The following is a 12,033-nucleotide window of genomic DNA, read 5'->3' as shown; positions in this document are numbered from 1 at the left end:
GCACGCCCTCGGTGCGCTCAGACCTGGCGCAGACGCGGAGTCAGCGCGACCGTCTCCCGAGCGTTGCCGATCCACACCTCGCCACCGTCGATGGTGCATTGCAGATCCATCGAGCGCTCGGCCAAGCGGCTCAGGGCCTGACTCTCGCTGCTGCTCAGATCGAGCACCCGGAGGTTGCGAAGGCGCCCGAGACCTGCGCTGTTCTGCTCCCACCACAGATCCGCCGCGCGCCCGGCGTAGGTGATCACCACCACCTCGCGCGCGCGACCGCTCGCCTTGCGCAGGCGCCGCTCCTCGGGTTGTCCCACCTCGATCCAGCGCTCGATCTCGCCGCTCAGGCTGCGTTGCCACAGGTCCGGCTCGTCGTCTGCGCTCAGCCCCTTGGTGAAGGCGAGCTGCGGGTCGGCATAGAGTGAAAAGGCGAGCAGCCTCACCATCATCCGCTCATCGGTCTCGGACGGGTGCCGGGCCAGGGTCAGTGTGTGGCTCTCGTAATAGTGACGGTCCATGTCGCTGATCTGGATCTGCGCCTTGAAGACGGTTGCTTTGAGGGCCATCGGAGTGTCTCGGGTTCGAGGGGCGCGCGAAGTACTCGGGCGCCCGCGGTGATGAGGCGCTCGGACATGCGGCCGAGGTCCGGGCCGGGATGCGCGCAATCCGCCACTCGGGGATGGCCCATGTCCAAAAGGCATCGATGTGGAGATCCGCTGGCGGCGGGGCTTGTCCCAACACGGCCCAAGCCGTACGCAAGGCGGGCAGCGGATCGCGCGCGTCGACCGGTGCTGCAGCCAATGACTTGCTGAGCTTTCGGCCCTGCGCGTCCAAGATCAAGGGGGCATGCGCGTAGCCGGGTTGGCCGAATCCCAAGGCGCGTTGCAGCAGGATCTGGCGGGGCGTGGAGAGCAGCAGGTCCGCACCGCGCACCACCTGAGTGATCCCTTGAAGCGCATCGTCGACGACGACGGCGAGCTGGTAGGCGTGGATGCCGTCGGCGCGCCGCAGTACGAAGTCGCCGGCCGCTTCGTCGACGATCTGCTCCTGTGGTCCCTGGATGCGGTCTTCGAAGGCGAGCGCGCCCGGCGGGGTGCGGAAGCGCTCGGTGCGTGCCCGCCGCCCGAGCGCAAGACCGTCCCGGCAGGTGCCGGGGTAAACGGGTCCCTCGGGTCCCGTGCGGCCGGCTCGGGCAACCTCGGTGCGGCTGCATCCGCACGGATAGGTCAGACCCCGAGCCGCGAGTGTGTCGAGTGCATCTCGGTAGACGTCGGTCCGAAGGCTTTGATGGATCACGGCTTCATCCCACTCGAAACCGAACGCGCTCAGGGTGCGGAGGATCAGGTCGGCCGCCCCGGGAACCTCGCGCGTGCGGTCGAGGTCTTCCATCCGCACCAGCCAAATGCCCGCATTGGCGCGGGCGTCCGCGTAGCTGGCCACGGCGGCGAGCAGCGAGCCGAGATGGAGTGGACCGGTCGGGGACGGCGCAAAGCGGCCGCGATACGCGCTTCCTCCGGGGGCGTCGGTCGGACCGGGATCGGCGGGGCCCTGCATCGGCCTCACGACCGGGATCCGGGTCCCGCCGGATCGGGGATCATCCGCGCTGCCGTTCGCGGATCTCGTCGAGTGTCTTGCAGTCGATACAGAGTGTGGCGGTCGGCCTCGCCTCGAGACGGCGGATGCCGATCTCGACCCCGCAGGCCTCGCAGAAGCCGTAGTCGTGGTCGTCGATTCGACCGAGCGCCTCGTCGATCTTCTTGATCAGCTTGCGCTCGCGATCGCGGGTGCGCAGCTCCAGGCTGAACTCGGACTCCTGGGTGGCACGATCGTTGGGGTCGGGGAAGTTGGTGGCCTCGTCCTGCATGTGGTGTACGGTACGATCGACCTCTTCCATGAGCGATTTCTTCCAGGCCAAGAGGATCTCGCGAAAATGCGCCTCCTGCTCGGGACTCATGTAGTCCTCGTCCGCGCCTTGTCGGTAGGGCTCGAACTCGGCTGTGCTGGCTTGAGTGGCGTTCGCTTCGGCCATGAATGTACTCCCGAAGGCTCTTGTCGTGGATGGCATGCGCCCGATACGGCCGGCCGGACCGGCCGCGAAAAACACGCTTAAGTACCAGAACATCGTTCGCCGGGCAACTAAAATGCCGGTGACGGCCGCGTCTGGGTGTGTCGACCTTCGCTACCAGGTCGGGATGCTGCCGGGTGGCGGAGGCGGCGGGGGTGGCGGAAGAAGCCCGCCGTCGGCGATCCACACGGCGCCGAAGGCAACCGCCAAGGCCGCGAGGAAGGCGAGCCAGCCGCCGCCGGTCGCCGGTTTCGCCGCCGTGCCCGAGACTCGCTTACGACCGTGAATCATGGGACGGATCAGATCGTCCTTACGCAGCAACGTGTAATAGAAAACTGCGCAGACGTGCAGTGCGACCAGACCGCCGATCAACCAGATGTTCTGGCGATGCAACCCGGTCAGCCAGTTGCTGGTCGCTTTGGAAACCAGGTCGTAGAGGGGGCCTCGGAAGGCGATATCGTCGTTGGTCATGAGTCCGCTGATCGACTGAAACAGCAGCAGGCCGATCAAGGCAAGCACGGATAGGGCCGCCAAGGGGCTGTGTCCGAGGCCCTGCCACCGACCGCGCAGGTAGTCGATCACCGCGCCGGGTCCGCGCACGAAGTGTCCGAATCGCGCGTAGGTGGATCCGACAAGGCCCCAGGCGAGGCGGAAGACGAGCAGGCCCAGGATCACAAGCCCGATGCGGCCGTGCCAAACCATCAGATTTCCGCCTTGCAGGCCGGTCACGAACGCTGCAGCGACGAGCAACGCAAGGAGCCAGTGAAAGAGGCGGGTCGGTAGGTCCCAGATCAGGATCGATCGCTCGTTCAACGCAGGGCCTCCTTCTTGCTCAGAATCGATTCGGTGTCGGCCCGGTATCTTGAGGCCCGCGATGGCTCGGGGCAACTCGATCGGCGCCGACGCGCCGAGGAGGACGCGGCCCGGCCCGAGACAAGAGCAAATAATGACTTGACGCTGAGTCTGCTTTCGCTTAAAGAGCGGCGAATATTCCCTTGTGATTGTGTGACCCGAGGTAGCGGAGATGATGGACAACGAAAGCAGTTACGGCGAGGAGGCCAACGAGCGTGTGCCGTCGATGACCGGCCCGGATTCGCGCGCCCCTGCGGCGAATCTGGCGGTGCGTCGCCGGATCGAGCATATGCGTGAAATTAAACGGCTTCGCGAGCTTCTCGACGACCCCGAGTTCGACGAGCTGGGTTGATGTTGATGGCCCGTTCGTGGTGCGGGTCTGTTCTTTCAACGAGCCGTCGAGCACGGCTCTTCCGCCGACCCGATCCGTTCCGGAAGGCGCTCGGATCCTTGGGAACGGTTCAAAAATAAGGAGGACGACTCGGCGAGAGTATGCCTTCGGCACGGTTCTCGTTCTCGTTCTCGTTATCGACGACAACGACAACGACAACGACAACGACAACGACAACGATTAAACCGCGTCCAGAGCGAGATGCTCACTTTCGAGTGAGCTCGAAGTTTGGTGAATCCACGACCCTTAGCGGGGGACGCGGTTTAAAATTTTATATTTTTTAATACTTTAAACCGCGCCGGCTCCAGCGGTTGTGAAATCCGCCGGGGCCGATCCCATCCAAAAACATCGCATACCGCACCGGGCGCGGTTTACCCGCCTTGCGAGACCGACTCGGCAGGCCGAAACGCGTCGCGAGCGGCGGGATCCAAGCGAATATCCAAGGGCGCGCGCAGCGACAGATGGACATCGCGTTGGGGGAACGCCATACCGATCCCCTCCTCTTTGAAGCGATCGTAAATCGCTTGATGCAGCTCGGTGGCGACGCCGATCCGACCGTCGAGCACGTTGAGATAACACCGCAGGACAATGGTCAGGGCGTTGTCTCCGAACCCCTCGAAGCTGATCAAGGGGGCAGGATCATCGAGGACCCGCTCGTGCTGCTCGGCAACTTGAGCGAGGATGCTCAGTGCCTTGCGTGTGTCGCTTCCGTATTCGATCCCGATCGGGATCGTGATGCGGTTTTGCTGATCGGTCAGACTCCAGTTCAACAGCCGTCCCGTGATGAACTCCTTGTTCGGTACCAGGAGCTCTTGTCTATCCCAGTTACGGATGGTGGTTGCGCGGATCTGGATGTTGGTGACCACACCGGTCGTATCGCCGATGGTGACGATGTCGCCGACCCGCACCGGACGCTCGAACAGGATGATGATGCCGCTGATGAAGTTCGCCACGATCTCCTGAAGGCCGAAGCCGATACCCACACCCAGCGCTGCCACGAGCCATTGCACCTGCCCCCAGTTCAGCCCGAGCGTGCTGAAGGCGACCAGGAAGGCGGCGACCGTGATGGCGTAGCTCACCAGGGTCTTGATCGCATAACGCCCGCCCGCGGAGACGGATTCGGTCTGCAGCAGCAGGATCTCCAGCAGCGCCGGGAGGTTCTTGGCGGCAGCGGTGGCAACGAAGAGGATCACCAGCACCAAGCCCAGGTTGGCCGCCGTCACCGGGACCTGCTGGGCGATGCCGTCGACCATCCCGTCGTAGTACCACAGCGGAATGCGCTCGAGCATGGACAGGGCCGGCAAAACATCCGACCAGGTCAGCCAGACCCCCAGCAATGCGGTGAAGAAGACCGAGGCATTGATCAGGCGTCGGGTCTGCTCGTCGAGTGCGGCGAGATCCGGCTCGGGCTCGTCCACCTGCAGCTCCGAGGCGACCGGGGCAGCGGCCTCATTGCGTTCGGCCTCGGTTTGCGCGCGGCGCGCGCTCGCGCGCTCGACCGCCGCCGTCAGTGCCAGGCGACGCCGCGTGACGATCAGCCAACGCACGATCACCTGATGCAGCACGATCAAGGCAAGCGCGAGCCAGGTCTGTTGCACCAGCGACTCGAACAGGACCCCGGCCGTGTAGACGTAGCCCAGCAACGCGAGCACCGCCAAGCCCAGCGGTGCGCCGACGATCACCGGAAACCAAATATGACGCAGGCGGTTGAACCACCCGTTCGGGCTTTCCGCGAGCGCATCCTTCAGGACACCCTTCGCGGGGCTCAAGAGGCGCGCGAAGAAGACGGAGAACCCCACCATGGTCGCGATCGTCGCCAGGCGTCCCAGGCTCCCGCTGAAGGCGGGGTCGCTGTCGTTGTAGAGCACCATGGCCGTCAAGGCGACCGGGACGACGAAGATGCTGAACCAATCAAACTCGCGTCTGAGCAGCCGGAGGCTGTCTTGGCTCCATCGAAAGTGTCGGTCGGCGACCCCCCCGGTGATGCAGAGCGTTCGGAAGGCTCGCAGATAGTAGAGACCGACGGAGGCGCCGATAAGGGCCGATCCCAGCGCGCGCGTGAAGTCGGTGGCCTCGATGGAGGTCGACAGCTGCAGTCCGATCAGCCACAAGAGGAGCGGGATGGGCAGTGCCGTCACGAGGCTCAGGCCGATGGCCTTGCCGGTGTGGCTCAGGCGATCGGTGCGAATCCTGCGCAGCGGCTCGGCCGTGGCTCGGATCGCGCGTCGCAGCGCCGAGAGCTTCCAGAAGATGCCGACGATGACGAGCGATAGGGCCCAGAGCAACGGCGAGTGCGCACCCGCGTGCGTCAGTACGCGTGTGACCTCGATCCAATGTTCCCGTGCGACGAGCCAGCCGATGGCCGATGGCAGTGTGACGAGGGTCTCGATGCCGACCGGAAGGGTGCTGCGTACCCACAGCAAGCGCTCGGCGAGATAGCCGTCGTAGCCCTCGGCCGTCCGAATGAGCTGGTCGGCGGCATAGTTGAGCTCGCCGAGCTGGCCGATGTAGTCGTCCTCGACGCTCAGTGCCTGTGTGATCAAACGGCGTCTTTGCTCGAGCGCCGCCTTGAGTTGCTCGCGGACCTCCGGGGCTTGAGCGGTCGGATCACGTGTGGTGAGCTCGTCGAGATAGGCAGCGAGATTGCGCAGATGGCGCTGCTCTTCGCGATAGCGGATCTGTCTGAGCGTGGCGTCGGCGATCTCGTCTTCGCGATCCTGGATCGCCCGGCGGTATTGGCGCAGATCCGGGATCTGGTCGCGCCGCTCCACTAGGATCTGACCGAGCGCTTTGCTCAGTCCGGCGGCCTCGATGCGTTGCTGTGCCGCTTTGAAATCTTGCTCGACGCGTTTGCGCTCCTCCTCGATGCGCTCGATCGCCAAGTCCAGGCCCCCCAGGCGGCGTGCCAGATCGCCGGTGGACGTGGTGATCTCGGCGTTCTCCCGGGTCGCCTCCTGCACCAGGGTATGCTTGTCGGCGGCCTCGATCCGTGCGCGCTCGGATTCACGCTGCGCCGCCTCCGCCTCGTCGCGACGCCGCTGGTTCTGCAATTCCTCGAGCTGTCGCTGCCGGGCTCGGAGGCTTTCCCACTTCAAGGTCGCCTCCTCGCGTTGTGCGCGATGCAGTGCATCGCGCGCCGACAGACTCAGCAGCTCTTGTTCCAGCATCCGACCCTCCGCCCAGAGCGCTGCCCGACGGGTCTCGAGCGCCCAGCGTCGAGCTTCGCTCGCTGCGATCTCCGCGTCGGCGCTTTCGGGTTGGCTCAGATCGGCTTCAAGCTCGCCGAGCGCCGTCTTGACCTCGGATACGCGTGCGCGAATCGCGGCGGGACGCCCCATGCTCCGCTCGATGGCCTTGTCGAGCTCGGCGATGCGCGTTTCCTCCACGGCGGTGTCGGCGAGGACGATGCTCAGGCGCTGCGCGATCTCCTCTGTCGGCAGATCCTTCGGGATCTCGACGACCTCGTCCGTCCCCGGCTCGCGTTTCTCGATGCGTTGCCGGATTGCCGCGGTTTCGGCGGGTGCCGTCGTCAGCGCTTCGGCAAGCTCTTTGGCTTGGGTGTCGAAGGTCCGAGTCGCCTCGAGGTTTGCCAGTGCCCGCCGATACAGCTCGGTCAAGGCTGCCTTGCCGGCCTCGTCGAGCGCCGTATCGGCCGCAACCTCCGCGATCTTGGCCTCGACCTGGTCGACCGACGGAAGACCGTCGCTGCTGCTCGCCGGCACGGCCGGGGTCGAGCCGGCAGGCGTCGGCTCGGTCGCGAGCGCGTTGCTCGCGAGCATCGTCGAGAGAACGAGGAGGAACGGAAGCAACCTCGATGGCTTCCGAAACCGCCGTTCCTCCGAATGGTCGGAGGGTCCTGCTGGTGTGCTCATCATCGGGATCGACATCATCATGATCGGGTCGCAAAAGAACGGCTCGGCCATCGCCTGATCAGGCGATGGCTCCGCAGCTAAAGTCGGAAATAAATGAATATCTTCAGAATCTTGAATCGCGTCCGCTCAAGCGCATCAGGACGCGCTCGACGCCGAGCCGATACCGAACCCGCGCATGTCGCACGGGACGCGATTCAAAGGACCTTGATGTAGACCTGCGAGCTCCGCTGGAAGTTGTACAGGGCTTGCCGCTCCATCGGCAAGGCGCCGAGCGAACCGGGCTCGAAACCGCGCTCTCGAAACCAATGCGCGGTTTGGGTGGTGAGGACGAACAGGCGCTCGATACCGCCGGCGTGAGCGATGTCTTCCATGTGGGCGAGCAGCCGATCCCCGCGTCCGCTCGCCCGATAATCCGGATGCACGGCGACGCAGGCCAACTCCGCCATCCCCGCGCTCGGGTAAGGGTAGAGTGCCGCGCAGGCCGTGATCAATCCGTCGCGCTCGGTCAGGAAGAAGCGGTCGATCTCGGTCTCCAAGCGCTCACGCGAGCGCCGTACCAGCACGCCGCGCTCTTCCAGCGGACGGAGCAGCTCGAGGATCCCCGTGACGTCGTCGATGCGCGCCGGACGTAGCTCCTCGTAAGGCTCGGCGGAGATCAGGGTGCCGCTGCCGTCGGGTGTGAGGAGCTCGCGCAGCAGCGCCCCCGCGCGCCGGCGCTGCACCAGGTGCACGCGACGGATCCCGTTGCGGCAAGCCTCGGCGCCGGCGCGCAGGCATTGGGCGACGTCCTCGGGGATCCCGCTCGCGGCGGCGAGCAGGGCGTCGATGTCGCGGGCCAGGAGGTTGGGGCCCAGTAGATCCTGGGGCAGATCCCGGGTGTCGCCGTGCGGGGACGCAGCCCCGACGGGATCCTTGGCGACGGGATCCTCGGTGAGAAAGATCAGCTTGTCGGCACCGAGCGCGACCGCCGCGCCGCGCGCCACGTCGGCCGAGCTGAGATTGAAGACCTCGCCGGTCGGCGAATACCCCAGCGGCGGCATCAAGGCGACCGCGCCCTGATCGAGGACCGCCCGCAGCGTCTGACGGTCGATCCGCCGCACCGCCCCGGTGTGGGCATAGTCGACCCCGTCGATCACGCCCAGAGGGCGCGCCGTGACGAAGTTGCCCGAGACGACGGGGATGCGCACGCCGGCCATCGGCGAGTTGGCGAGCCCGAGCGAGAGCAGGGCCTCGATCTCGACCCGGACCACCCCGGCGGCCTCCTTCACGCAGGCCAGCGCGGTTTGATCCGTGATCCGCAACCCGTTGACGTAGCGCAGCTGCGCACCGCGACCGGCGAGTCGCGCCTCGATCTGGGGGCGCGCGCCGTGGACCAGGACGAGCCGGATACCGAGCCCGTGCAGCAGGGCGATATCGTGGACCAGATCCGGGAAGTGCGGATCCGCAACCGCCTCGCCGCCGAAGACAATCACGAAGGTGCGACCGCGATGCGCGTGGATGTAGGGTGTGGCTTGGCGCACCCAGTCGACGAAGGGATCCCGGGATGGAGCGGGGTCGTTCGGGTCGGAATTCGATGGTGTCATGTTCGGTCCGCTCGCGGCCTGCGATCGGCTATTCGATGCCGAGCTTGGCGAGACGATAACGCAACGATCTGAGGGTCATCCCCAGCTTCTTGGCCGCGGCGGTGCGGTTCCAACGCGTCTCGTCGAGCGCATCGAGGATCGCCTTCTTCTCGATCTCGCCGAGATAGTCCTCCAGCGGAACACTGTCGTCGATCGGTCCCCTGGCGGCGAGCGCCGGACTGTCGGCCTGCGGAAGATAGAGATCCCCGATCTCGATGAGCGATCCCTCGCAGAGGGCGGTCGCACGCTCGAGGATGTTTTCGAGCTCGCGCACGTTGCCCGGAAAGCCGTAGTCCATCAAGGCATCGAGGGCGTCCGCCGAGAGGGTCATGGCGGGCTGGCCCTTATGATGCCGGGCGATCCGCAGCAGCATCCGTTCCGCCAGGGCGGGGATGTCGCGGGGGCGCTCGCGCAGCGCGGGCATGCGCAGCTCGATGACGTTGATGCGATAAAAGAGATCTTGCCTGAAGTGGCCCTTGTCGACCTCCAGGTTGAGATCGCGATGACTGGCGCTGATGATCCGCGCATCCACGGCGACCTCTTGTTGGGCACCGACCGGACGCACGCTCTTCTCCTGGACGGCCCGCAAGAGCTTCACCTGCGCCGGCAGCGGCAGATCGGCGACTTCGTCGAGAAACAGGGTGCCGCCCGAGGCGGCTTGGAAAAGCCCTTCCTTGTCGCTCACGGCGCCGGTGAAGCTGCCCTTCTTGTGACCGAACAGCTCGCTTTCGACCAAGTCCTGCGGAATGGCCCCGCAGTTGACGGCGACGAAGGGTCCCGTGCCACGCGGGCCTTGGCCGTGGATGAGTCGGGCGGCCAGCTCCTTGCCTGTTCCGCTCTCGCCGGTAATGAAGACCGGCGCCTGGTTGCGCGCAAGCTTGGCGATCATCTGCCGGATTTGATCCATCGCGCGCGAGTCCCCGATCAGGCTTACCCCGCCGGCGCTACGGCTGTCCTCCCCGGTGGCTGCGGTCTCGCGCAGCCGCAGCGCCGAGCTGACGAGCTGGCGCAGGAGCTGAAGATCCACCGGTTTGGGGACAAAGTCGAAGGCCCCGGCCTTCATGGCGGCGACTGCCGATTCCATGTTGCCGTGGGCGGTGATCATGGCGACCGGCAGATCGGGATAGTGCTCGGCGATGTGTCGGATCAGGTCGATGCCGTTGCCGTCCGGGAGGCTCATGTCGGTCAGGCAGAGGTCGAAGCGGTTGCGTTCGAGCTGGTGCTTGGCATCGATGACCGTCATGGCGGTCAGTGCCCGAATGTCCATACGGCCGAGGGTGATCTTCAAGAGGTCGAGGATATCGGACTCGTCGTCGACGACCAGTGCTTGAGCCTTCGTCATTAGGCCAGCTCCCTCGGTGTGGACAAGGTGGTTGGGTTCGGAGCCTGCTGCCCCGATGCGTTCCGTGTGCGTTCAGGGACAGCGTGACCGCGTTCTTTCTGCCCCGCATTTGCGCTTCAAGCATAACGCGTGGCCGGGCCCGACAGAAGCCGTGCGACCCCCGAGACAGGGTCGCGGGCGCCCGTCACCGGGCGAAATGGAGCCTGAATCGGCTGCCGTGGGGTTCGGCGGGCTCGTAGGTGAGATGGATGCCGTTGGTCTGTGCCAATTCTCGGGCGATATAGAGACCGAGGCCCGTGCCGCTGGTCTTCGTGGTGAAGAATGGATTGAAGATGTCGCGCGCGGTCTTGGCGTCGATTCCGGGCCCCGCGTCGGCGATCTCGATCAGGGGCCGATCGGCGTTCTCGCCGCTCGGCAGGAGGCTGATCTTGATCCGCGGCGGCTCATTCCCGTATCCGCCGTGAATCAGCGCGTTCTCGCACAGGTTGGAGACGATCTGGTGCAGATGACGCGGATCCACCTCGACCGGATCGGGCGAAAAGGTGATCTCGAGCGTGAGACGTTCCGGCGCAAGTCGGTGGGTCTCGCGAAACTCTTCGGCAAACGCCTCGATCCAGAGTGCCGCATCCAGCGATACCGGATCCATCCGATCGCGGCGCGAAAGCTGGAGCACGCTGCGCACCGTCTCGTCGATGCGCGCGCTGTTGCGCTGGATGATCTCGAGCAGGTGGCGGTCGTCTTCCGGCAAGTCCTTGCCGTCGGCGAAGAGTTGGCTCGCGTGGGTGATGGCGCTCAACGGGTTGCGGATGTTGTGGGCGATGCTGGCGGTGAGGGTGCCGAGTGCGGCCAGCTTGATCTGTTGGGCCTCGCGGGTGAGCTCCTGGTTGTCGCGCAGATAGATCAAGGCGCCGGAGGCCCGATAATCGCCGAGCAGCTTGAGGGTGGCACGCAGCTCGCGCTCGCCGACCCGGATGACGGTGCCCTCGGGCGCCGGGTTCTGGACCTGAGTCTCGAGCCACTCGACGACCTTCGGGGGGAAATCGCCGAGGGAGCTGCCGGGATGAATCGCAGCGACGTCGAGAAGCTCCAGCGCGGCCTTGTTCTTCAGGCGAAGGTGACGGTCGCCATCGATCGCGAGGATGCCGGTCTCGAGATTGGCGATGATGAAGGCGTTGAGCTTGGTCAGATTGGCGATATCGACCGTGCGTCGCGCCGCCATGTCCTCGGCCTCGCGGACCCTGCGATAGAGCACGTGCGCGAGCAGTGCGACGGCGAAGAAGATACCGCCGAGGAGACCGGCCTGGGTATAACTCGAGGCCGCACCCCCCCCGGAAAGGTCCGAAAAGATCTGCTCGGTGAGCACGGCAAGGGCGGCGAAGGACGCAAACAGAAGCGCCAGGCGCCCTTCCATCAGAAGCGCTCCGGCCGCGACGGTCACGCCGATCAGGATCCCGAGACCGCTTGCAGCGCCGCCCGCGGCATGCATCAAAAAGGTAAAGGCGATGATGTCGATATAGATGGCGAGGTGGACCTGGCTCCCGCGGCTCGGCCAATGCGCGTAAAGGGTCAGGCCGCTCAGCAGCACCAGGATGGCGTAGAGGATGAGGACGTTCCAGGCCAACGCGGCGTTGGCGGGCGTGATGAGCGGGTCCATCGCCGAGGGCGAGAAGAGCAGGATGAGTCCGATCAGCACGACGAGCCGAAACAGAAACAGCCAGCGCAACGCGAGCCAGGTCGGATGGGGATGGCCGGGCTGCCCGGGTTGTTTCGTGCTCTCGGGGCGCGTTGCCGGGCTCGTATGGCTCGTCGTGGGTTCTGGGTGATGCGTCATTGCTGGTCTCGTGCTCGGACACGCCTTCGGGCGGCGCATTGCGTGCGGAGGATGAATGCGCCTTTGC

The 12,033-nt window shown here is 65.5% G+C and carries 9 protein-coding genes; 1 reads left to right on the top strand and 8 read right to left on the bottom strand.

Annotated elements, in window-relative coordinates:
• Positions 1-17: 17 nt before the first annotated feature.
• The 4 genes from KFB96_RS12740 to KFB96_RS12725 all read right to left on the bottom strand — a co-directional run bounded on the left by KFB96_RS12740 (position 18) and on the right by KFB96_RS12725 (position 2,869).
• On the bottom strand, positions 18-557 hold the full coding sequence (locus KFB96_RS12740; RefSeq protein ID WP_213458078.1) for a YaeQ family protein: 540 nt from the start codon (positions 555-557) through the stop codon (positions 18-20).
• Positions 445-1,545 carry a tRNA glutamyl-Q(34) synthetase GluQRS gene (gene gluQRS / locus KFB96_RS12735; RefSeq protein WP_213458250.1) on the bottom strand — a complete coding sequence of 367 codons (1,101 nt, stop codon included), beginning with the start codon at positions 1,543-1,545 and terminating at the stop codon, positions 445-447. Before gluQRS ends, KFB96_RS12740 begins: the two co-directional genes overlap by 113 nt.
• A 40-nt stretch (positions 1,546-1,585) precedes the next feature.
• On the bottom strand, positions 1,586-2,020 hold the full coding sequence (gene dksA / locus KFB96_RS12730; RefSeq protein WP_213458079.1) for an RNA polymerase-binding protein DksA: 435 nt from the start codon (positions 2,018-2,020) through the stop codon (positions 1,586-1,588).
• Between the two features lie 150 nt (positions 2,021-2,170).
• A complete protein-coding gene (locus KFB96_RS12725; RefSeq protein WP_213458080.1) occupies positions 2,171-2,869 on the bottom strand; it encodes a cytochrome b/b6 domain-containing protein in 699 nt (232 codons plus the stop codon).
• 211 nt (positions 2,870-3,080) lie between these two features.
• Between KFB96_RS12725 and KFB96_RS12720 the strand changes: the two genes are divergently transcribed.
• Complete coding sequence (locus KFB96_RS12720; RefSeq protein WP_007192069.1) at positions 3,081-3,260, top strand: PA3496 family putative envelope integrity protein; 180 nt, start codon at positions 3,081-3,083, stop codon at positions 3,258-3,260.
• A 410-nt stretch (positions 3,261-3,670) separates the two neighbouring features.
• Here the strand turns inward: KFB96_RS12720 and KFB96_RS12715 are convergent, their stop codons facing one another.
• The 4 genes from KFB96_RS12715 to KFB96_RS12700 form a co-directional block, all read right to left on the bottom strand.
• Positions 3,671-7,108 carry a mechanosensitive ion channel domain-containing protein gene (locus KFB96_RS12715; RefSeq protein WP_300971707.1) on the bottom strand — a complete coding sequence of 1,146 codons (3,438 nt, stop codon included), beginning with the start codon at positions 7,106-7,108 and terminating at the stop codon, positions 3,671-3,673.
• Positions 7,109-7,365: 257 nt separating this feature from the next.
• A complete protein-coding gene (gene argA / locus KFB96_RS12710) occupies positions 7,366-8,754 on the bottom strand; it encodes an amino-acid N-acetyltransferase (RefSeq protein WP_213458082.1) in 1,389 nt (462 codons plus the stop codon).
• Positions 8,755-8,782: 28 nt separating this feature from the next.
• Positions 8,783-10,135: a sigma-54 dependent transcriptional regulator gene (locus KFB96_RS12705; protein ID WP_213458083.1), complete on the bottom strand. Its 1,353-nt coding sequence runs from the start codon at positions 10,133-10,135 to the stop codon at positions 8,783-8,785.
• Positions 10,136-10,319: 184 nt separating this feature from the next.
• Positions 10,320-11,966 (bottom strand): ATP-binding protein, encoded by a 1,647-nt coding sequence (locus tag KFB96_RS12700; protein ID WP_300971703.1) that lies wholly within the window; start codon positions 11,964-11,966, stop codon positions 10,320-10,322.
• Positions 11,967-12,033: the final 67 nt, after the last annotated feature.

The sequence above is a fragment of the Thiocapsa sp. genome, from assembly GCF_018399035.1.
Taxonomy (GTDB): domain Bacteria; phylum Pseudomonadota; class Gammaproteobacteria; order Chromatiales; family Chromatiaceae; genus Thiocapsa.
Note: the sequence above shows the minus strand (reverse complement) of the source record. Positions and strands in the feature narration are given on the sequence as shown.

What these genes read in the sequence shown, in the direction of transcription:
- KFB96_RS12740 (WP_213458078.1), bottom strand. Translation starts at nt 557, where the DNA reads ATGGCCCTCAAAGCAACCGTCTTCAAGGCGCAGATCCAGATCAGCGAC.
- gluQRS (WP_213458250.1), bottom strand. Translation starts at nt 1,545, where the DNA reads ATGCAGGGCCCCGCCGATCCCGGTCCGACCGACGCCCCCGGAGGAAGC.
- dksA (WP_213458079.1), bottom strand. Translation starts at nt 2,020, where the DNA reads ATGGCCGAAGCGAACGCCACTCAAGCCAGCACAGCCGAGTTCGAGCCC.
- KFB96_RS12720 (WP_007192069.1), top strand. Translation starts at nt 3,081, where the DNA reads ATGATGGACAACGAAAGCAGTTACGGCGAGGAGGCCAACGAGCGTGTG.
- argA (WP_213458082.1), bottom strand. Translation starts at nt 8,754, where the DNA reads ATGACACCATCGAATTCCGACCCGAACGACCCCGCTCCATCCCGGGAT.
- KFB96_RS12705 (WP_213458083.1), bottom strand. Translation starts at nt 10,135, where the DNA reads ATGACGAAGGCTCAAGCACTGGTCGTCGACGACGAGTCCGATATCCTC.
- KFB96_RS12700 (WP_300971703.1), bottom strand. Translation starts at nt 11,966, where the DNA reads ATGACGCATCACCCAGAACCCACGACGAGCCATACGAGCCCGGCAACG.